The organism is Rhizobium sp. N621, assembly GCF_001664325.1.
GTDB classification, from domain to species: domain Bacteria; phylum Pseudomonadota; class Alphaproteobacteria; order Rhizobiales; family Rhizobiaceae; genus Rhizobium; species Rhizobium esperanzae.
This window is the reverse complement of the sequence record NZ_CP013495.1, coordinates 2,957,996-2,977,535: the sequence shown is the minus strand read 5'-3', so window position 1 is coordinate 2,977,535 and position 19,540 is coordinate 2,957,996. Positions and strand designations below refer to the sequence as shown.

General features: G+C 60.0%; 16 protein-coding genes. 10 read left to right on the top strand and 6 right to left on the bottom strand.

The features are described 5' to 3' along the window. Positions 1–2: 2 nt before the first annotated feature. Complete coding sequence (locus AMK00_RS14525) at positions 3–1,967, bottom strand: methyl-accepting chemotaxis protein (protein WP_064810813.1); 1,965 nt, start codon at positions 1,965–1,967, stop codon at positions 3–5. Positions 1,968–2,348: 381 nt separating this feature from the next. Between AMK00_RS14525 and AMK00_RS14520 the strand changes: the two genes are divergently transcribed. Next, complete coding sequence (locus AMK00_RS14520) at positions 2,349–2,951, top strand: SCO family protein (protein WP_064810812.1); 603 nt, start codon at positions 2,349–2,351, stop codon at positions 2,949–2,951. A 68-nt stretch (positions 2,952–3,019) separates the two neighbouring features. Then, positions 3,020–3,898: a 50S ribosomal protein L11 methyltransferase gene (locus tag AMK00_RS14515; RefSeq protein WP_064810811.1), complete on the top strand. Its 879-nt coding sequence runs from the start codon at positions 3,020–3,022 to the stop codon at positions 3,896–3,898. Positions 3,899–4,296: 398 nt separating this feature from the next. On the opposite strand, the gene AMK00_RS14505 is transcribed toward AMK00_RS14515, so the two are convergent. Continuing rightward, positions 4,297–4,500, bottom strand: a complete 204-nt coding sequence (locus AMK00_RS14505; RefSeq protein ID WP_064810809.1) for a hypothetical protein — start codon at positions 4,498–4,500, stop codon at positions 4,297–4,299. A gap of 248 nt (positions 4,501–4,748) precedes the next feature. Between AMK00_RS14505 and AMK00_RS14500 the strand changes: the two genes are divergently transcribed. Further along, a complete protein-coding gene (locus AMK00_RS14500; RefSeq protein WP_064803776.1) occupies positions 4,749–6,584 on the top strand; it encodes an aminopeptidase P family protein in 1,836 nt (611 codons plus the stop codon). 65 nt (positions 6,585–6,649) lie between these two features. Here the strand turns inward: AMK00_RS14500 and AMK00_RS14495 are convergent, their stop codons facing one another. Then, complete coding sequence (locus AMK00_RS14495; protein WP_064803774.1) at positions 6,650–6,958, bottom strand: AzlD family protein; 309 nt, start codon at positions 6,956–6,958, stop codon at positions 6,650–6,652. A 3-nt stretch (positions 6,959–6,961) separates the two neighbouring features. Further along, positions 6,962–7,693, bottom strand: coding sequence for an AzlC family ABC transporter permease (locus AMK00_RS14490; protein WP_064803772.1), 732 nt, complete (start codon positions 7,691–7,693; stop codon positions 6,962–6,964). 128 nt (positions 7,694–7,821) lie between these two features. Between AMK00_RS14490 and AMK00_RS14485 the strand changes: the two genes are divergently transcribed. Both AMK00_RS14485 and AMK00_RS14480 read left to right on the top strand, forming a co-directional pair. Then, positions 7,822–8,073: a DUF2164 domain-containing protein gene (locus AMK00_RS14485; protein WP_064810808.1), complete on the top strand. Its 252-nt coding sequence runs from the start codon at positions 7,822–7,824 to the stop codon at positions 8,071–8,073. A gap of 82 nt (positions 8,074–8,155) precedes the next feature. Beyond that, on the top strand, positions 8,156–9,748 hold the full coding sequence (locus AMK00_RS14480) for a hypothetical protein (RefSeq protein WP_064810807.1): 1,593 nt from the start codon (positions 8,156–8,158) through the stop codon (positions 9,746–9,748). A gap of 15 nt (positions 9,749–9,763) precedes the next feature. On the opposite strand, the gene pncA is transcribed toward AMK00_RS14480, so the two are convergent. After that, positions 9,764–10,390, bottom strand: a complete 627-nt coding sequence (pncA, locus tag AMK00_RS14475) for a bifunctional nicotinamidase/pyrazinamidase (protein ID WP_064811731.1) — start codon at positions 10,388–10,390, stop codon at positions 9,764–9,766. A gap of 362 nt (positions 10,391–10,752) precedes the next feature. Here pncA and AMK00_RS14470 point away from each other — a divergent pair, with 362 nt between their 5' ends. Then, positions 10,753–11,100: a hypothetical protein gene (locus tag AMK00_RS14470; protein WP_064810806.1), complete on the top strand. Its 348-nt coding sequence runs from the start codon at positions 10,753–10,755 to the stop codon at positions 11,098–11,100. A gap of 27 nt (positions 11,101–11,127) precedes the next feature. Here AMK00_RS14470 and AMK00_RS14465 read toward each other — a convergent pair whose 3' ends face one another. Continuing rightward, on the bottom strand, positions 11,128–13,605 hold the full coding sequence (locus AMK00_RS14465) for an ATP-dependent helicase (RefSeq protein ID WP_064810805.1): 2,478 nt from the start codon (positions 13,603–13,605) through the stop codon (positions 11,128–11,130). Between the two features lie 213 nt (positions 13,606–13,818). Here AMK00_RS14465 and AMK00_RS14460 point away from each other — a divergent pair, with 213 nt between their 5' ends. The 4 genes from AMK00_RS14460 to AMK00_RS14445 all read left to right on the top strand — a co-directional run bounded on the left by AMK00_RS14460 (position 13,819) and on the right by AMK00_RS14445 (position 19,477). After that, positions 13,819–14,295 (top strand): VOC family protein, encoded by a 477-nt coding sequence (locus AMK00_RS14460; protein ID WP_064810804.1) that lies wholly within the window; start codon positions 13,819–13,821, stop codon positions 14,293–14,295. 404 nt (positions 14,296–14,699) lie between these two features. Next, positions 14,700–16,643: a PrkA family serine protein kinase gene (locus AMK00_RS14455; RefSeq protein WP_064803761.1), complete on the top strand. Its 1,944-nt coding sequence runs from the start codon at positions 14,700–14,702 to the stop codon at positions 16,641–16,643. A gap of 12 nt (positions 16,644–16,655) precedes the next feature. After that, positions 16,656–17,930: a YeaH/YhbH family protein gene (locus AMK00_RS14450; RefSeq protein ID WP_064803758.1), complete on the top strand. Its 1,275-nt coding sequence runs from the start codon at positions 16,656–16,658 to the stop codon at positions 17,928–17,930. Beyond that, positions 17,927–19,477, top strand: a complete 1,551-nt coding sequence (locus AMK00_RS14445) for a SpoVR family protein (protein ID WP_064810803.1) — start codon at positions 17,927–17,929, stop codon at positions 19,475–19,477. The genes AMK00_RS14450 and AMK00_RS14445 overlap by 4 nt, the downstream gene beginning before the upstream one ends. Positions 19,478–19,540 lie beyond the last annotated feature (63 nt).

The following is a 19,540-nucleotide window of genomic DNA, read 5'->3' as shown; positions in this document are numbered from 1 at the left end:
GATCAGAATTCTTCCCAGTTGTCCCCGGCGGGAGCGGCGATGGCTTTGGCGGCGGAACCGCCGTTGAATGCGCCCGCGACCTTGCCGATCAGGCTGCGTGCGGGAGAAGGTCTCGAATGCGAGGCGGCGGTTGCCTCTCGCGGCGTTTGCCGGGCGCTCATGCCCTCGCCGGTTTTGAACTGCTTGACCAGCTGCGTGAGGTTTTCCGCGTCGATGGCGAGCGTATGGCTTGCGGCATTCGTCTCTTCCACCATGGCCGCGTTCTTCTGCGTGACCTGATCCATCTGGCTGATCGAAGTATTGATTTCGTTCAATCCAACCGATTGTTCGCGCGCAGAGGTTACGATTGATTTAACATGTTCGTCGATGCGCAGAACATCTTCACCGATCTGGCGAAGCGCTTCACCGGCGGCTGTCACCAGTTCGCCGCCGATCTTCACTTCCTCGCCGGATTTTCCAATCAAGGCCTTGATATCCTTGGCAGCACCCGCAGCACGGCCGGCGAGTTCGCGCACTTCCTGGGCGACGACGGCGAAGCCCTTGCCGGCCTCGCCAGCGCGCGCTGCCTCGACACCGGCGTTGAGCGCCAGGAGGTTCGTCTGGAAGGCGATTTCGTCGATGACGTTGATGATCTTGCCGATCTCGCGGGAAGCGCCTTCGATTCGCTGCATTGCGGCCATTGCATCGCCGACGACGATGTCGGACTTGGCGGTATTCTGCCGGGTGTGCGAGACCATGTGGCCGACTTCTTCGGCGCGGCTGGTGGCGTTGCGGACGGTGGCGGTGATCTGATCGAGAGCGGCTGAGGTCTCCTCCAGCGAGGCGGCCTGCTGCTCGGTGCGCTTGGCGAGATCGTCGGCGGCGGCGCGCATCTGGCGGCTGTTTGCCTCGATCGAACTGCTGTTCACCGCGATGTCGCTCATCGCCTTGCGCAATGTCGCCGTCGTCTGGTTGAAATCGCGGCGCAGGCGTTCCAGTTCCTCGCGGAAAGGCTGGTCGATCGTAACGGTGACATCGCCTTCCGACAAACGGGTAAGGCCGTGGCCAAGGGCGGTGACGGCGGCGTTCAGCGCCTCGGCATCGGCGAGTTTTGCCGCTTCACGCTCCCGATGTTCAGCGTCGCTGCGCTGTCTCTCGGTTTGGCTCTTGGTTTCGAGGTCGCGCTTTTCGATGGCGGCAAGACGAAAGCCGTCGGCGGCGCGGGCCATTTCGCCGATCTCATCGCCGCGGTTCTTTTCCGGAACGTCGCTGATCAGGTCGCCGTTCATGATGCGCTGCATGCTTTCGCGCACGGCGCCGATGCCACGCCGGATCGAACCACCGTGAATATATTGCAGGACAGCCATGGTAAGGATGGCCAAGATGCCCAGGCCGACCTGCAGGATGAGGGCTTCCCGCGATACGGCATTGGCAAGTTCGACATGCTGCTGGGCGAAGACGGTGCCGTCAGCGGCGAGTTTGTCGAGTGTTGCAGTCAGCTCTTCGCCGGCACCGTCGATCGCGTCGTCGATCTTGTCGAACTCGGCATCGGGCGCTCCCTGCTGAACAAGGGCGACGAGATCGACCTGGATTGCCTTGCCCATTGCGGCGACATCGGAGTCGTAACTCTTCAACAAGCCATCGTCACGCATCTCGTCGGCAAGAAGGCGCATTTCCTTCGAACCGCCGGAAAGGGCAGTCAGTGAATCGCCGATCAGCTTGAGGCGCGCAGGCTCGACCACCTTGTCGTCCTTGTCGACGATAATGTCCATGGCGGCCAGGACCATCGTCAGATTCGCAACCCGCATGGCATCGATGTGATTGACGCTCGCCTGAATGTCGCCGGCACGGTGCAGGGCGGCGTCGACACGCATGTTTTCGTACCAGCCGACGCCGAGCATCGTTCCGAAACCAAGGAAGGCTGCGCCACCGAGCGTCCAGAGCCTCTGGCTGACCGACAGGCTCCCGCGCACTGATGAATTCGTCATAAAAAAAGACCCCTCCACAAACCGCTCGGGTTTATGTTTTCCTACCCTCATGCGGACGTCCGGGGTTTTCGCCACTCGGCAGACTTCATGTCAGAACGGCTCGATCGGGCCGCACGCATTGCTAAATATAGATATGACGGCTTAAGTCTTTCCTAACGATGTTTATCTTCAGGCTGCTGGTAGGCATTCGCGGCAAGTTGTTGAAGGAACAGCATTTTTAACTCCATTCCCGATGCCGATCGGTGGATCTCCCATTGCCGGCGGCCTTAGCCGGTGGGACAATTAATCACGGGTCAGAAAACACATTCTTGAATTGCGTGTATGGGGCCGAGACTATAATCACGCGGAACGCGCAAGCACGTCGCGATCGAGGTTCAAGAAATGAAGACATTCCGTATCGTCATCTGGGTCGCCGTGCTGATCGTTGCCGGTGTTCTCGGCGCAATCACGCTCTATCCTAACAAGTCTTCCGATGTCGTGTCGGAGGCGCCGTTCGGCGTGCCATTCACCCTAATCTCACAGAGCGGACAGCCGATCACCGAGCAGGCGCTGCGCGGCAAGCCGACAGCGCTTTTCTTCGGCTTCACCCATTGCCCCGAAGTTTGCCCGACGACGTTGTTCGAGCTGAACGGCTGGCTGGAGAAGGTTGATCCGGACGGAACCAAGCTGCAGGCCTATTTCGTGACCGTCGATCCTGAGCGCGACACGCCCGAAATCATGAACGCGTACGTCTCCAACGTGTCCAAGCGTATCACCGGCATTTCAGGCCCGCCCGAGAAGATCGCCGACGTCATCAAGGGGTTTCGCGTCTATGCCAAGAAGGTGCCTGTCGATGAGAAGGATCCGAATGGCGACTATACGATGGATCATACCGCCTCGGTTTTCCTGCTCGATTCGGCCGGACGGTTTTCCGGAACGATCGCCTATGGCGAAAACCCGGACACGGCGGTAAAGAAGCTGGAGAATCTCGTCAGCAAAGGGTGATGGTTTCAGCGTGATGGAGCCTTGACTCGACCGATGGCGGGCAACGGAAACGGGAAAGACCGCCTATCGTGAGTGAAATCCGCCTTTACGTGTCGACGACCGAAAGTCAGGCCGAACAAATCCTCGATCTCCTCACCGAAGTCTTCGGCGAGGAAGACTTTGCCATCGGCACCACCGAGGTCGACGAGAAGAGGGATATCTGGGAAGCCTCCGTCTACATGATGGCCGAGGACGAGGCGCAGGTACGCTCCCGCGTCGAGACGGCGCTGAAAAACGCCTTTCCCGATGCTCAGTTGCTGCGGGAGGTCATCCCCGACGTCGACTGGGTAGTAAAATCCCTGGAAGGACTGAAGCCCGTCAGGGCGGGGCGATTTCTGGTACACGGCTCGCATGACCGCGACAAGGTCCGCCCCGGCGATATCGCCATCGAGATCGATGCCGGCCAAGCCTTCGGCACCGGCCATCACGGCACGACCGCCGGCTGCCTCGAAGTGATCGATCGTGTGGTGCGATCCCGCCGTGTCCGCAACGCGCTCGATCTCGGCACCGGCAGCGGTGTGCTGGCGATTGCGGTGCGCAAGCTCAAGAACATGCCGGTGCTCGCCACCGACATCGACCCGATCGCGACGCGGGTGGCGGCCGAAAACGTTCGCCGCAACGGCATCGCCTCGGGCATCGTCACCAGAACCGCGCCAGGTTTTCACTCGACTGCTTTTTCCGAGCATGGTCCCTTTGACCTCATCATCGCCAACATCCTCGCCCGGCCGCTGATCCGAATGGCGCCGCAGCTTGCCGACCATCTGGCGCCGGGTGGTTCGGTGATTCTGTCGGGGATTCTGGCAGCGCAGCGATGGAAGGTGATCGCCGCCTATAGCGGTGCGAGGCTCCGGCACGTCAGGACGATCTGGCGGAACGGCTGGGTGACGATCCATTTTGATCGGCCTTGAGTTCTGCATTAGGTGGGTGCTCGGCCTGCTGCACGCTTGCTCAGGGCGCCGGCTTTCCGCCTTCTACCTCATTCCTTTACCTGTCACAGGAATCCAGCCACCGCACGTCCGCGCGGTGAATGACTCATCATATTTTGGAGAGAGTCGTCCGCGCCCAACGACTTGGGCGCACTGGATTTCTGTGACGAACACAGGAATGAGCGAGCGGAGAGGTTTGCGCTCCATCGAAACGGAACCGCTTTCGGGCGCTCAAACAAAAAAGGCGGTGCCAGTGGCACCGCCTTGGACCGGTCTATCCGGTCAATGCCCGCGAGCTCAAAGGAGGAGGAGCGCTCAAGCGGGCTCTACTGCATTCCAATGGGCCGGTCCGGGAGGGAGGAGACGGACAGGCTTTAAGCTTAGAACGCGTAGCTGGGGGCGCCCTGGTGGCGCGTGACGCGCTGGCCGGCACCGAGCAGCTTGAGGCTGTCCTCGTTCTGCGGGCGGCGGGCGCCGATCACGTGACGCACGGTCTGGCGTTCGCCAGCCTGTACCGGGCTGCTGTATGCGAAGCGCGAGAGAGAGGCGGTCATTTCAAAAAATCCTTTGGTTGCGGGGTTCATGCGAACCGTTCGATGGCGCCTATATAGCTATTCTGAAATGCGGAGGCAGAGGGTTTTCCTCATGGGAGCCATGCGGCTAATGCATAAAGCGTGCCAAATTAACTTCTGGCGTCACAGTTCTGTCAAAATGCCGAGCGTTCGCAGTGACTTCGACTCATTTCGTCGCTTTTTCTCCCTATCGATTGAAATTTCGCTAACATGGCTCGCATCCCATTACCGGATTCGTTTCAACCATTCGGATTTCCAGCATGTTCCAGTCTTTCGAGGTCACCTCCACGCCACAATTCGGCAAGGAACGGGTTTCGGCGTTGCGCGCCACTTTCGATTCGCTCGGCATCGACGCCTTCCTCGTACCCCGCGCCGACGAGTTCAACGGAGAATATGTTCCGGCTTGCTCCGAGCGCCTGGCATGGCTGACGGGCTTCACCGGTTCGGCGGGCATCGCGCTGATCCTGCGGACCCAGGCGATCGTCTTCGTCGACGGGCGCTATGTGACGCAACTCGCCGAACAGGTCGACGGCTCGGTGTTCTCGGGCGGCGATCTGGTCAACGAGCCCCCCCATGTCTGGCTAGCCGCAAACGGAGGCAAGGGGCTGAGGCTCGGCATCGACCCCTGGCTGCACGCGGGTGCGGAGGTACGGCGCCTGGAAAGGGCGCTCGCTGAGATCGGCGGGAGATTGGTGTTCCTGCCGTACAATCCGCTCGACCGGTTATGGAGCGATCGGCCGGCCGAGCCGCTCGGCGCCGTCACCATCCAGAATGTCGCCCAAGCCGGCGTGCTGGCGAAGGATAAGATTGCGACGATATCAGCCGATCTTTCGAAGAAAAACCTCGCTGCGGTGCTGATCGCCGATCCCTCGTCGGTTGCCTGGATCTTCAATATCCGCGGCGCCGACGTGCCGCACACGCCGCATCCGCTGGCGCGCGCCATCATCCATGCCGACCGGCGGTCCGAACTCTTCCTCGACAAGCGCAAGACAGGCATCGAGCCCGAGGCCTATCTCGGGCAGATCTGCACGCAGCTGCCGCCTTCGGCGCTCGAAGAGAGGCTTGCTGCCGTTTCCAGGGATGGCGGCCGCGTGCTGATCGATGCTGATATCGCCTCTCATGCACTGGCGGAGATCATCCGCCGGGCTGGCGGTGAAGTGGTGGAGGGCGCCGATCCCGCCAAGCTGCCGCGCGCGGTGAAAAACGACGTCGAAATCAACGGCTCGGCCGCTGCACATCTGCAGGATGGAGCCGCGATGGTGGAGTTCCTTTATTGGCTGTCGCAGGAGAAACCGGGCAGCGTAAGCGAGATCGCCGCCGCCGAACATCTGGAGGCGGTGCGCGCCCGTGTCGGCCAGAGCATGCAGAACCCGCTGAAGGACATTTCCTTCGATACGATCTCGGGCGCCGGCGAACATGCGGCGATCATGCATTACCGCGTCACCACCGAGACCAACCGGATGATCGAGGCGGGCGAACTCTTCCTGATTGATTCCGGCGCGCAATACATCAACGGCACGACCGATATTACCCGCACGGTCGGGATCGGCACGGTTTCAGAGGAGCATCGCCGTTTCTTCACGATGGTGCTCAAGGGAATGATCCAGATCAGCACCGCACGTTTCCCGAAGGGTACACGCGGCTGCGACCTCGATCCGCTGGCGCGCATCGCACTGTGGCGGGCAGGCGCCGATTTTGCCCACGGCACAGGCCATGGAGTCGGCTCCTATCTCTCGGTGCATGAGGGACCGCAGCGCATCTCCAGGCTTTCGACACAGGAACTGCTGCCCGGCATGATCCTTTCGAACGAGCCCGGCTATTATCGGCCGGGGAGCTTCGGCATCCGTATCGAGAACCTGATCTATGTGCGCGGCGCCGAGGAGATCGAAGGCGGCGACATGCCGATGCTCGGCTTCGAGACGCTGACCTTCTGCCCGATCGACCGCAGCCTCGTCATTCCCGAGCTTCTGACCCATGATGAGCTGCATTGGTTCAACGATTATCACCGCCGCACATGCGAGGCGCTGATGCCGCTCATCCACGACCACGACGTCAGGGCGTGGCTCGAAAACGCGACGCTGCCGCTCGAATATTAGACAAGAGGCGGCGGAGCACTGCTTCGGTCTGCGAGGCCGCGCATCTTTCAGGCGTAGGGCAGGGCTCAAGCGCCGATCGTATAACGCCATGCCATCACGACCACCCAGGCCGCAACCAGCATCCATGTATGGGAAATGCGCAGGCCGACGAAGAGGGCGACGATCAGCGCCAGTTTCGATTCCCAGCCGCCGATGAAGAAGGCTGGTGCGACAAGGGTCGTCAACACGGCGGCCGGCACGGCATTCAGCGCCGCTTCCACGCGCGGGGGAATGCTCTTCATTCGGGTGATGAGGATATAGCCGCCGATGCGGGTGGCGAAGGTGGCGACCGCCGCAGCGAGGATGACGAGCGCCATGTGGAGATCGAATTCCATGGCTCAGACCTCGTGCACTTCGGATTGAAGGGCGTCGGCTTCGAGATCCGGCACCTCGCGCGGCAGCGGCAGCAGGGCAGCCAGCACGATGCCGGCGGCCGCACCCAGGCTGACATGCCAGGGCGAGCCGACATAGCGATAGGCGAGCACTGATGCCACCGCGCTGACGAGCGCCACCGGCAGGAAATTGTCGCGCTTGCGGAAGCCGAGCACGATGCCGAGGAAATAGGCCGGCAGCAGGATATCGAGGCCGATCGCCTTGGGATCGCCGATGAAGCCGCCGAGCATGCCGCCGGCGATGCTGATCAGCACCCAGGGAATGTAGATGACGATTCCGAAGCCGAGATACCAGGCGAAGGTGAGCGGTTTGCCGGCTTCGCCGCGCTTGACCGCCGCGGCAAATTGCGGATCGACGAGCAGGAAAAAGGTGAAGAATTTCTGCGCCGAGGTGAAATGGCCGATGTAGCGCGCTAAGGCCGCCGAATAGAGCACGTGGCGGAAATTGACGGCGAGGATCGACAGCACGATCAGCCAGGCATGGACCTTGTGGCCGAAGAGTTCGATGCCGACCATCTGGCTGGCACCGGCATAGACCGTGGCGCTCATGAAGGCGGCCTCCGAAAGCGACATGCCGTTTTCAACCGCCAGCGCTCCGAACAGCGCGCCGAAGGGCGCCGATGCCAGCGCAACGGCCGAGCCGCCCCGCAAACCTTCAACAAAGTCGGCGCGATTCATGTGGGTGTCCTGTTGGAAATTCAGATTTCCCTTATGGGCTATGGTCTTCCGCGGCAATTGAATTTCGTTGATTGACCAATCGATTTCACTGAAGCATCAACGTGATTGCATTTGTCGGAGAGGCAGGCATGCAGAAGATCGAATTTTCCAGGGAAGAAAAGGCTGAGATCGTTTCGCGCATCCGCGCTTATTTCGACCGGGAACTGGATCCCATCGGCACCCTGCCGGCCGAATTCCTGCTCGACTTTTTCACCGAGGAGATTGGCCCGTACTTCTACAATCAGGGGCTGAGAGATGCTCAGGCTGCCCTACTGAAGAGAATGGAAGACGTGGCCGAAGATATTCATCTTCTTGAGAGAGAGCAGAAATCCAGCGTCTGAAAATCAGGCGGCAGGCCTACTTAACGCCAAATTATGTCTGCGGCGATACGATCGGCGCTTTCCTTCACCAGGTTGGCGTCATTTGGCCCTGATTGTCTCTGTTATTGATGAACCTCGATCCGCCAGGCTCGGCAAGGCGATGCTGTTTCTCGTCTGGCTTGCGCTGGCGTCTGCGCTTTGCTGGTCCGAAACGGTATGGCGTGACGAGGTTCGCGCATTGTCGCTGGCTCTTCAGGGGGACAATTTCGCCGCTATGCTCCGCCAGTTGCATGGTGAGGGGCATCCTGCTCTCTGGTATATCCTGCTGCGCGCCGCCTATATCATGGTCGGCTCACCTGTTGTCCTGAAAATCGCCGCACTGACGATTGCGGCGGCCGCGGCATATCTTCTCGTTTTCCGGCTGAAACTGCCCCTTCCCATCATGCTGCTGTCGCTGTTCAGCAGCTTTTCGATTTTCGATTATGCCGCGATGTCGCGAAATTACGGCATCAGCATGCTGGTGGTCTTCCTTATCGTCCTGAATTGGGAGAAAGGCCTACGCAATGGGATATTGCTCGGCCTGCTGTTCGCCTTGCTGGCCAATACCAACGTCCATTCGGTGGTGCTCGTCGGAGGTTTCCTCGCCTATTGGTTTTTCGATCTGGTGCTGGCGCGGCCAAGACCCCCTCTGAGCGCATATCGGGCCTTTGTGACAGCTGCTGCCATTGCCGCCATCGGCATTGTTCTCTGCGTCATGACGGTCTATCCGACTTTCAATGATGCGGGGCAGAACGATCTTGCGGGCAAGAATTTCGCTTTGCTTGTCCTTTCGGCGCTTGTCGCCACCAATTCCTACTTCATGGCGTTCTACCCCGATCGGATCGTTGCACTGGTCTTGGCCGATCCATTGTTCGCCCGGATATTCGCGTCGCTTATGGCCGTGCTCATCTATGGCAGCCTGTTGGGGCTGGCGAACCGGCGACCGGCGATGTTCGCAGCAGCGCTCGTTCTCCTCGGGCTTTCCCTGCTTTTTACGCTCGTCTATCCAGGTAGCTACAGGCATCAGGCACTGTGGCTGGTCTTCATGATCGCAGTCACCGCTTTGACCCTGCCGCCTCGGCCGGGCCTCGCCGATGTTGCCGGCACCGAAGCTGCCGGCGTCGTCGTGAAGATCGGGCGTCTGTGCTTCATGATATTGCTCGCGTTGCAGGTCGCGTCCGGCATCGAGAAGGTCCATCGGTTCCTTTTCACCGACATGCCGCTCAGCCGAGCCCGGGATCTCGGCTCGTTCATTCAATCTCGTCCTGATCTCAAGGATGCGATCATCGTGGCTGACCCCGACTATCTCGTGGAAGCCTTGCCCTATTACGTTTCCAATCGCACCTACCTTCTAAGGGAGGAGCGGTTCGGTGCCATCGTGCACTATACCCGCAATGCGCGGCTTTCGCTCAGCCTTGCCGACATTCTACAGACGGCGCGGCAACTGCAGCAGAGCGAGCATGCCCCCGTCGTCATTCTTCTCTCACAGCGGCTTGACCGGATTACCGCGCCGGTCGCATTGCGCGAAAGTTACAATTGGCTGCTATCCCTGACGCCAGAGAACATTTCCGCATTCCGGAGCGAGACGACTCTCGTCAAGCGCTTCGGCCCCGTTGCCGGCAGCGATGAGACATTCGATGTCTATCTGTTGAAGTAGTCGGTGATCGCAAGCTCATTGGCGCAAGGCATCTGCGCTTTTAATCACAGCAATGCCATGCGCCTTCATCTCGTCAATGGCGATGGCAGCACCTTCGGGCGTGATGCCGCGGCTTGCGTCCTCGATGAAGCGTACGCGCACGCCCGGCATCATCTCGAGCGCGTCGAGCGCCGAGAACTTGACGCAGTAATCGGTCGCCAGCCCGCAGACGTCGAGATCGGTGACACCCTGTTCCCGGAGGAAATTGGAAAGACCGGTCGAGGCATCACGGTCATTGTCGCGGAACGCCGAATAGCTGTCGATCCTGGGATCCTCGCCCTTCTGCTGGATCAGGTCGATCTCTTCGGACCTCAGTTCCGGATGCAGTTCGGCGTCGAGCGTACCCTGGATACAGTGGTCGGGCCACATCATCTGTGGCTTGCCGGACAATTCGCCCATCTCGAAGGGGCGGGCACCCGGATGGGCGGAGGCGAAGCTGCCGTGGCCCGGCGGATGCCAGTCCTGCGAGGCGACGATCAGATCGTATCTACCGCTGTCGATCAGCCGGTTTGCGACGGGAACCACCTTGTCGCCGTCCGGCACCGGCAGATTGCCGCCCGGACAGAAGCCGTTCTGGATATCGACGAGCAGCAGCGCTTTCATCAAGGCCAATCCCTTCGCGTTATTACAATGCAAATACCAAATGCACCGAACACACCACTAGTGGATTTCCCGGCGCGGCTGCGCAAGTGTTAATTCTCGTACCTGCGGTAGTGATTGGTCGAAAAAGTATGCGCTAATACAACCACAGATATTGATTGCGGCGACTCTCCTCTCGACGGCGGGAAGGCGGAGGTTTTACACTGCGGATCGCCCCGGCAGAGTCTCATTTACCCGGTGTCAGCCGTCATCGGTTTACCGGCCCAGCCGCTGCAGCGCCTTCTTCGACGGCGGCGTCCGCTCGACCTTGCCCGCCGCCGCGATTTCTGCCTTTCTTGGCTCATCAGCAAATCGAGATTGAAGCCATGTCCGAGCCTCAAGCAGATGAAAAGATCGATGCGACGTTCCGCAACGGGTCGCTGACGGCGACCGGGATCATTCTTGGTTTCTCCCTCAATTTCATCAGTCTCTGGGTGTCCAATCCCAATGACTGGAGCCGCGTCGATCTGCTGCCGATGTCGTTCCTGATTGTCGGTATCGCCATTCAGGTGAAGGTGTTTGCAGATCTGCTCGCGCGCGACTCCCTACTCGCCGCAAAATATGACCGGGATCGGCGACTGTTCCTGATCGGGCTGTCGATCGTCGCCGTCGGAATGGGGATCGCCCTGCTGAACGATATTCTCGGGCTCAGCAGTATGCGGATGTTCGGATAAGGGCTCCCACGCAGTATCACCGCAAAATCACACACGCTCGACGAACCCGTCCAGCACCCGCTTCTGTCCGGCGCGATCGAAATCGATCGTCAGCTTGTTGCCTTCAATGCCGGTGATGTTGCCGTTGCCGAACTTCATGTGGAATACGCGGTCGCCGAGGGTGAAGCGCGACGGCTCCGAGGACGTGGACTTCGCCACCAGTTCGCCGTCGATCATGCGCCCTTTCGGGCCGCTTTCGCCGTAACCGATGCGTTCGACGGCGTGGCCGGAGCGGGTGCCCCAATTGTCGCGGGTGGCATCGGTCTTGTTGGCCTGGGCGCGCTTCCAGCCGGGGGTCGAATAGGAATTGGCGAAGGGTTCGGCCTTGTCGAAGCGGGACTGGCCGTAGCCGCCGCGGCCGTAACCGCCGTAGCTCTGCTCCATCTCGGCGACCTCGACATGGCTCTCCGGCAGTTCGTCCAGGAATCGCGAGGGCAGGGTCGATTGCCAGAGACCGTGAATGCGGCGGTTGGAGACGAACCAGATGTGGCAGCGGCGTTTGGCGCGGGTGATGCCGACATAGGCGAGGCGGCGTTCCTCCTCCAGGCCGGCGCGGCCGCTTTCATCGAGCGAGCGCTGATGCGGGAACAGGCCTTCCTCCCAGCCGGGGAGGAAGACGGTGTCGAATTCCAGGCCCTTGGCAGAATGCAGCGTCATGATCGAGACGGCGTCGAGGTTCTCGTTGGTCTCGGCATCCATCACAAGGGAGACGTGTTCGAGAAAGCCGCGCATCGACTCGAAGCTTTCCATCGAGCGGATCAGTTCCTTGAGGTTTTCGAGACGGCCCGGGGCTTCCGCGCTCTTGTCGTTCTTCCACATGTCGGTATAGCCGGACTCTTCGAGGATCTGCTCGGCAAGTTCGGTATGCGGTGTGTTTTCAAGCAGTTCCTGCCATCGGCGGAAAGATTGAATCACGTCGAAGAGGGCTTTGCGCGCCTTCGGCTTCAGCTCGTCCGTCTCGATGATGTCGGCGGCGGCCGCCAGCATCGGGACGTCGCGGGCGCGGGCATAATCATGTAGCGCGCGCACCGTCGTATCGCCGAGGCCGCGCTTCGGCGTGTTGATGATACGTTCGAAGGCGAGGTCGTCGGCCGGTTGTGCGACGAGCCGAAAATAGGCCATGGCATCGCGGATTTCGAGGCGCTCATAGAAGCGCGGGCCACCGATGACGCGGTAGTTAAGGCCAAGGGTGACGAAGCGATCTTCGAATTCGCGCATCTGGAAGGAGGCGCGCACGAGGATCGCCATGTCGTTCAGCAGATGCTTGCTGCGCTGGAGTTGCTCGATCTCCTCGCCGATGGCGCGGGCTTCCTCCTCGGAGTCCCAGGACGCGTGAACCTGCACCTTGACGTCGTCGGGATCGGCGCGGTCGGTGAATAGCGTCTTGCCCAGGCGGCCTTCATTGTGGGCGATCAGGTGGGCGGCCGCGCCGAGGATATGTTCGGTCGAACGGTAGTTGCGCTCCAGCTTGATGACTTTGGCGCCGGGGAAATCCTTCTCGAAGCGCAGGATATTGTCGACCTCCGCGCCGCGCCAGCCATAGATCGACTGGTCGTCGTCACCGACGCAGCAGACATTCTGCGGCTCGCCCTTGGCGCGCTGGGCCAGCAGCCTCAGCCACATATATTGGGCGGTGTTGGTATCCTGATATTCGTCGACGAGGATATAACGGAAGCGGCCGTGATATTCCTTCAGGAGATCCGGGTTCTTGCGGAAGATCGTGATCGGATGCATCAGCAGGTCGCCGAAATCGCAGGCGTTCAGCGTCGTCAGGCGCGCCTGATAGGCGAAATAGAGTTCGCGGCCGCGGCCATTGGCAAAGGCGCGGGCATCACCCTCGGGGATATCGGCGGGGCCGAGGCCCTTGTTCTTCCAGGTGTCGATCATGCCGGCGAATTGCTTGGCCGGCCAGCGCTTGTCGTCGAGGCCTTCGGCCTGGATCAGCTGCTTGATCAGGCGCACGACGTCGTCGGTGTCGAGAATGGTGAAACCGGAGCTCAGGCCGACGAGCTCGCCATGGCGGCGCAGGAGCTTGACGCCGATCGAGTGGAAGGTGCCGAGCCAGGGCATGCCTTCGACGGCGCCGCCGACGAGCAGGGCGATGCGCTCCTTCATCTCGCGCGCGGCCTTGTTGGTAAAGGTGACGGCGAGGATCTGCGACGGGAAGGCGCGGCCGGTATTGAGGATATGGGCGATGCGGGTCGTCAGCACGCGCGTCTTTCCGGTGCCGGCGCCGGCGAGCACGAGGACGGGGCCTTCCAGCGTTTCGACGGCTTCGGTCTGTTCCGGGTTCAATCCGGCGAGATAATCCGGCCGCTTGCCGCCGTCACGGGCCGCCATGGCGCGTGCGGCGATGCCGCCGCCGGCGGCTGGCCTTCCGGCAGTTGCGACAGACGGCTGCGGCTTGCGCGCCACTTCGCCCGGCTCTTCGTCGAAGAAGGGAATATCGTCGAAACTATTGCTCATGGCGCGTAATGTAGTGATTCGGGAAGGAAAGACCAGAAAAGATGTTCTGCTTTCATTCTGGAATCACCGCTATTGCAGCGGTGTGGGCGGCGAGGCCGCCGCGGGTGGGCGGCGAAAAAATTCCGATTGCAGCCTGTCGGAACGGGCGGCGACCAGACGTCCTCGAAGCATCGGACAGAAGTCCGGGATACTCGCCAACTAAGGAGGCTGTCCATGCCCAAGGTCATTTCAAATCTCTGGTTCGCGGAGCAGGCACGCGAAGCCGTCGAATTCTACGTGTCGATCATTCCGGATTCCAGGATCGGCCGCACCACCGTACTTCCGGCGGAAACGCCGAGCGGTCCTCCCGGCAGCGTCGAGCTGATCGAGTTCACGCTTGGCGGCCAGGCCTTCCTGGCGATGAAGGCCGGTCCGCTCGACAGCTTCAATCATTCCTTTTCGATCGCGATCCTGCTGGAGAGCCAGGCGGAGATCGATCGGATATGGGATGCCTTCCTCGCCAATGGCGGCACGCCGGAGGCCTGCGGCTGGCTGAAGGACCGCTGGGGGCTTTCCTGGCAGATCGTCCCGCGCGCTCTCTCCGAGATGATCGCCGACGAAGATCGCGAGCGGGCAAGGCGCGTCACCGAAGTCATGCTCGGCATGGTCAAGATCGATGTGGCTGCGCTGGAGAAGGCATTCAACGGCTAAAAGTGCCAGCGTATAATAGGAACATACCGGGCGCGTGGCGACGTTCGCCCGGTCCCATGCTGCGGGAGCGCGCTGGGTGCCCTGCTGTCAGAGCCGGCTTGCTCTCACCGGCGGGCCGATTGCCGAATTTCCACGGCTCGAATCACGGGCGCCATTGCACACCTTTTTGACATTCATGTCACGTCGCTAAATGTGCTGATATGCCAATGACCCTTTTCTCAACTACAATGGGAAACAGTTTCGCGGAGTAAAAAAATTACCGGTGAATGCACAATTTTGTGCATTGCTACAAACGGCCGGTCAGCGTCGAATATACCTACGAAACTATTGATTCTTAGGAACGCCGTGGCCATCTCGATGGTTATACGGCTTAGAGCCTGCGGCATAACCTTAATGGAGGTCCCATGCTGAGTGAATCCGTATTCGATGCGTTCACACGCAGTTATGAAGCGCGCCGCGAAAGCGACATGTCGGTTTCGGAATATCTCGATCTCTGCAAAACCGAACCGATCGCCTATGCGAACGCGACCGAGCGCCTGCTGGCTGCAATAGGCGAGCCACAGATGGTGGACACTGCCAAGGACGCCCGCCTCGGCAGAATCTTCATGAACAGGACTATCCGGGTTTATCCCGCCTTTGCGGGTTTTCACGGCATGGAAGAGACAATCGAACGCATCGTCTCCTTCTTTCGGCATGCGGCGCAGGGGCTCGAGGAGCGCAAGCAGATTCTTTATCTGCTCGGTCCGGTCGGCGGCGGCAAGTCGTCGCTGGCGGAGCGGCTGAAGCAGTTGATGGAGGTTCATCCGATCTACGTGCTGAAGGCCGGTGACGAGATCAGCCCCGTGTTCGAAAGCCCGCTCAACCTCTTCGACCCGGAGACGATGGGTTCGCTCCTGCAGGAGCAGTATGGGATCCCGCTGCGGCGTCTGAACGGATTGATGAGCCCGTGGTGTCTGAAGCGGCTCGACGATTTCGGAGGCGACATTTCCCGGTTCCGCGTCGTCAGGATACAACCCTCGCGACTGCGCCAGATCGCAATTGCCAAGACCGAACCTGGAGATGAGAACAACCAGGACATCTCCTCGTTGGTTGGCAAGGTGGATATCCGCAAGCTGGAAACCTATTCTCAGAACGATCCGGACGCCTACAGCTATTCGGGCGGCCTGAACCGCGCCAATCAGGGCGTGCTCGAATTCGTCGAGATGTTCAAGGCGCCGATCAAGATGCTGCATCCGCTGCTGACGGCAACGCAGGAGGGCAACTATATCGGCTCCGAGAATATCGGCGCCATACCTTTCTCCGGCATCGTCCTTGCGCATTCGAACGAGGCGGAGTGGCAGACCTTCAAGGCCAACAAGAACAATGAGGCTTTCATCGACCGTATCTGCGTGATCAAAGTTCCCTATTGCCTGAGGGTGACAGAGGAACAGAAGATCTACGAAAAGCTGATCGAGGGATCGGAACTGGTGGACGCGCCATGCGCCCCGGCAACGCTCGAAATGCTGGCGCGTTTCTCCGTCCTTTCGCGCCTACGCAAGCACGAGAATTCGACCTTCTTCTCGAAGATGCGCACCTATGACGGGGAGAGCCTGAAAGAAAGCGACCCGCGCGCCCGCAGTGTCCAGGAATACCGGGATGCTGCCGGCATCGACGAAGGCATGGACGGAATATCGACCCGCTTCGCCTTCAAAGTGCTCGCCTCCACCTTCAATCACGACACCACGGATATCGGCGCCGATCCCGTCCATCTGATGTATGTGCTGGAACAGGCGATCCGTCGCGAGCAGTTTTCCGACGATGTCGAGAAGCGTTATCTGGAATTCATCAAGGCCGATCTTGCGCCACGCTACGCAGAGTTCATTGGCAACGAGATTCAGAAGGCCTATCTTGAATCCTATTCGGACTACGGACAGAATCTGTTCGACCGCTATGTAGATTATGCCGACGCCTGGATCGAAGATGTGGACTTCAAGGATCCCGATACCGGTCAGCTTCTCGACCGCGAGCTCCTCAATCAGGAGCTGACGAAGATCGAAAAGCCGGCGGGAATCGCCAATCCGAAGGATTTCCGCAACGAAATCGTCAAGTTCTCGCTGAGATCGCGGGCGGCCAATGGCGGAAAAAATCCGTCATGGACGAGCTACGAGAAAATCCGGGAAGTCATCGAGAAGCGTATGTTCTCGCAGGTCGAAGATCTCTTGCCGGTCATTTCCTTCGGATCGAAGAAGGATTCGGAAACAGAAAAGAAGCATAGCGAATTCGTCTCGCGCATGGCCGCGCGAGGTTACACGGAACGGCAGGTTCGGCGCCTCGTCGAATGGTACATGCGCGTCAAACAGGCAAGTTAATGCGGAGCCATTATGCACATTGTCGACCGGCGGCTAAATCCGCGCGGTAAAAGTCTGGAAAATCGTCAGCGGTTCCTTCGACGCATGAAGGGAGCCGTGCAGCAGGCGGTGAAACGTTCGCTGCAAAATCGAAACATTCGAGACGTGCTCGACGGTGGGGAGATCAGCCTGCCGATCGATGGAATGGCCGAACCAAGCTTTCGACGGGGCGAAGGCGGCATCGCCGACCACATCCTGCCCGGGAACCGGGCTTTCGTCGAAGGCGACATCATTCCGCGGCCGCCGGGTGGGAAGGGTGGAAAACCAAAAGATGCAGGCGAAGGCGACGGTGAGGACGGCTTTCGCTTCGTGCTGACGCGGGAGGAATTCCTCGATGTGTTCCTCGATGACCTCGAATTGCCAGACCTTGCCAAGCGGCGCCTAGCCGAAACGGAGGAGGAAACTCCGTTCCGGGCCGGTTATTCCGTATCGGGATCCCCTGCCAACATTGCCGTCGGTCGCACCACGAAGCTGGCGATGATGCGCCGCGTTGCGCTTGGCCGCCCACGCCGCGAAGAGATCGAAGCCCTGCAGCGGCAGATCGAGGAATGTGAGGACGAAGAGGCCCGTCTGGCGCTTGAGGCAAAACTCAAATCCCTGACGGAAAAAAGCCGGCGCATTCCCTATATCGATCCGCTCGACGTGCGCTATCGTCGCTTCGAAAACGAGCCGAAGCCTGTCGCCAAAGCGGTGATGTTCTGCCTGATGGACGTCTCGGGCTCCATGTCGGAGCACATGAAAGACCTTGCGAAGCGGTTCTACCTGCTGCTCTACCTTTTCCTGTCGAAACGCTACAAGAAAGTGGAAATCGTCTTCATCCGCCATACCGACAGGGCAGAAGAGGTCGACGAGGAAACCTTCTTCTACGGTCCGGCGACGGGCGGCACGCTGGTGTCGAGCGCGCTTGCCGCCATGCGGGCGATCATCGCGGCGCGTTTCGACCCGGCGGAGTGGAATATCTATGGCGCCCAGGCCTCGGACGGCGACAATGCCCATTCGGACGGAAATCTGACCGGGCAACTGCTGCGCGAGATTTTGCCGCTGTGCCAGTATTTCGCCTATATCGAGGTCGGCGAGGAAGGCGGCGATTCTTCAGTATCGCGATCGCCCCTCTGGATGCTCTATGACGGGATCCGTTCCGAACCGCTGCCGCTTTCGATGCGCAAGGTATGCCGGCGAAGCGAAATATTCCCTGTTTTCCACGATCTCTTCCAGAAACGTGACGCACAGCCGAAGGTGACGCCATGACCATGACGGTGAGGCCAAGAGAGCGGCTCTTGTTCGAGGGAGCCGACTGGGACTTTGCAACGCTGCAGCGCGTCCATGATGCGTGCGAGGAGATCGCGCTCGGTGAACTCGGCCTCGATGTCTATCCGAACCAGATCGAAGTCATCACCTCGGAGCAGATGCTGGATGCCTATTCCTCAACCGGCATGCCGCTCTTTTACCGCCATTGGTCCTTCGGAAAACACTTTGCGCATCATGAAACCTTCTACCGCCGCGGGATGCGCGACCTTGCCTACGAGATCGTCATCAACAGCTCTCCCTGCATCTCCTATCTGATGGAGGAAAACACGGCGACGATGCAGACGCTCGTCATCGCCCATGCGGCCTTCGGCCACAATCACTTCTTCAAGAATAACTATCTCTTCAAGCTCTGGACCGATGCCGAGGGAATTCTCGATTACCTTGATTTCGCAAAGGGTTATATCACCCGCTGCGAAGAGCGCTACGGCGAGACGGCCGTCGAAAGAACGCTTGATGCGGCGCATGCGCTGATGTCGCATGGGGTGCATCGATATGCCGGCAAGACCACCATCGACCTTCGCCAGGAGGAGAAGCGGGAACAGGAGCGTCGCGCCCACGAGGAGCAGATGTTCAACGACCTGTGGCGCACGGTTCCCGTTGGCAAGGCGAAGAAGGCGGGTGACATAGGTTTGGAAAAGCGCCGGGCCGCGCTCGGTCTCCCGCAGGATAACATCCTCTATTTTCTGGAGAAATCCGCGCCGCGACTGCAGCCGTGGCAGCGCGAGATCCTTCGCATCGTCCGTCATGTCGCGCAATATTTCCATCCCCAGCGGCAGACCAAGGTGATGAACGAGGGAACCGCCACCTTCGTCCATTATCAGATCATGAACCGGCTTCACGAGCGGGGGCAGATCAGCGACGGGAACTTCCTCGAATTCCTGAAGTCGCACGCCAATGTCGTCTTCCAGCCAAACTACGACGATCGGCGGTTCTCGGGTTTCAATCCCTATGCGCTTGGTTTTGCGATGATGCAGGACATCGAGAGGATCGTCACGAAGCCGACGGAAGAGGACCGCGCATGGTTTCCCGATATTGCGGGACGAGGCGACGCGATGGGGGTTCTGCGCGACGTTTGGGCAAATTACCGGGACGAAAGTTTCATCAGTCAGTTCCTGAGCCCGAACCTGATCCGGCGGTTGCGGCTATTTCATCTCTACGACGACCCGGAACAGACCGAAGGTGTGCTGGTTTCGGCAATTCACAATGAGCGAGGCTATCTGCGCATTCGCCGGCAGCTCTCCCGCGAATACGATATCGGCTGGACCGATCCGGCCATCGATATCGTCGATGTCGATCTCGCCGGCGACCGCCGCCTGTTGCTGCAGCATATCGTCATGAACGGCTGCTATCTGCAGGAAGGTGACACGAAGCTCGTCCTGCAACATCTCGCCGATCTCTGGGGCTACGACGTGTTGCTTCAGGAAATCGACGGCTCGAGCACCGTGGCGAAGGAACATACGGCGAGCCCGCGCAAGATTGTTCAATGATCGGTTTTTTCGGCGCGCGGGCTTAAGCGCGTCGTAAGCGTCCATCCTTTCGCCCGCATCCGG

Excerpts from the sequence above, each read along its gene's own strand:
- AMK00_RS14525 (WP_064810813.1), bottom strand. The coding sequence starts at position 1,967 with ATGACGAATTCATCAGTGCGCGGGAGCCTGTCGGTCAGCCAGAGGCTC.
- AMK00_RS14520 (WP_064810812.1), top strand. The coding sequence starts at position 2,349 with ATGAAGACATTCCGTATCGTCATCTGGGTCGCCGTGCTGATCGTTGCC.
- AMK00_RS14505 (WP_064810809.1), bottom strand. The coding sequence starts at position 4,500 with ATGAACCCCGCAACCAAAGGATTTTTTGAAATGACCGCCTCTCTCTCG.
- AMK00_RS14500 (WP_064803776.1), top strand. The coding sequence starts at position 4,749 with ATGTTCCAGTCTTTCGAGGTCACCTCCACGCCACAATTCGGCAAGGAA.
- AMK00_RS14495 (WP_064803774.1), bottom strand. The coding sequence starts at position 6,958 with ATGGAATTCGATCTCCACATGGCGCTCGTCATCCTCGCTGCGGCGGTC.
- AMK00_RS14490 (WP_064803772.1), bottom strand. The coding sequence starts at position 7,693 with ATGAATCGCGCCGACTTTGTTGAAGGTTTGCGGGGCGGCTCGGCCGTT.
- AMK00_RS14485 (WP_064810808.1), top strand. The coding sequence starts at position 7,822 with ATGCAGAAGATCGAATTTTCCAGGGAAGAAAAGGCTGAGATCGTTTCG.
- pncA (WP_064811731.1), bottom strand. The coding sequence starts at position 10,390 with ATGAAAGCGCTGCTGCTCGTCGATATCCAGAACGGCTTCTGTCCGGGC.
- AMK00_RS14470 (WP_064810806.1), top strand. The coding sequence starts at position 10,753 with ATGTCCGAGCCTCAAGCAGATGAAAAGATCGATGCGACGTTCCGCAAC.
- AMK00_RS14465 (WP_064810805.1), bottom strand. The coding sequence starts at position 13,605 with ATGAGCAATAGTTTCGACGATATTCCCTTCTTCGACGAAGAGCCGGGC.
- AMK00_RS14460 (WP_064810804.1), top strand. The coding sequence starts at position 13,819 with ATGCCCAAGGTCATTTCAAATCTCTGGTTCGCGGAGCAGGCACGCGAA.
- AMK00_RS14455 (WP_064803761.1), top strand. The coding sequence starts at position 14,700 with ATGCTGAGTGAATCCGTATTCGATGCGTTCACACGCAGTTATGAAGCG.
- AMK00_RS14450 (WP_064803758.1), top strand. The coding sequence starts at position 16,656 with ATGCACATTGTCGACCGGCGGCTAAATCCGCGCGGTAAAAGTCTGGAA.
- AMK00_RS14445 (WP_064810803.1), top strand. The coding sequence starts at position 17,927 with ATGACCATGACGGTGAGGCCAAGAGAGCGGCTCTTGTTCGAGGGAGCC.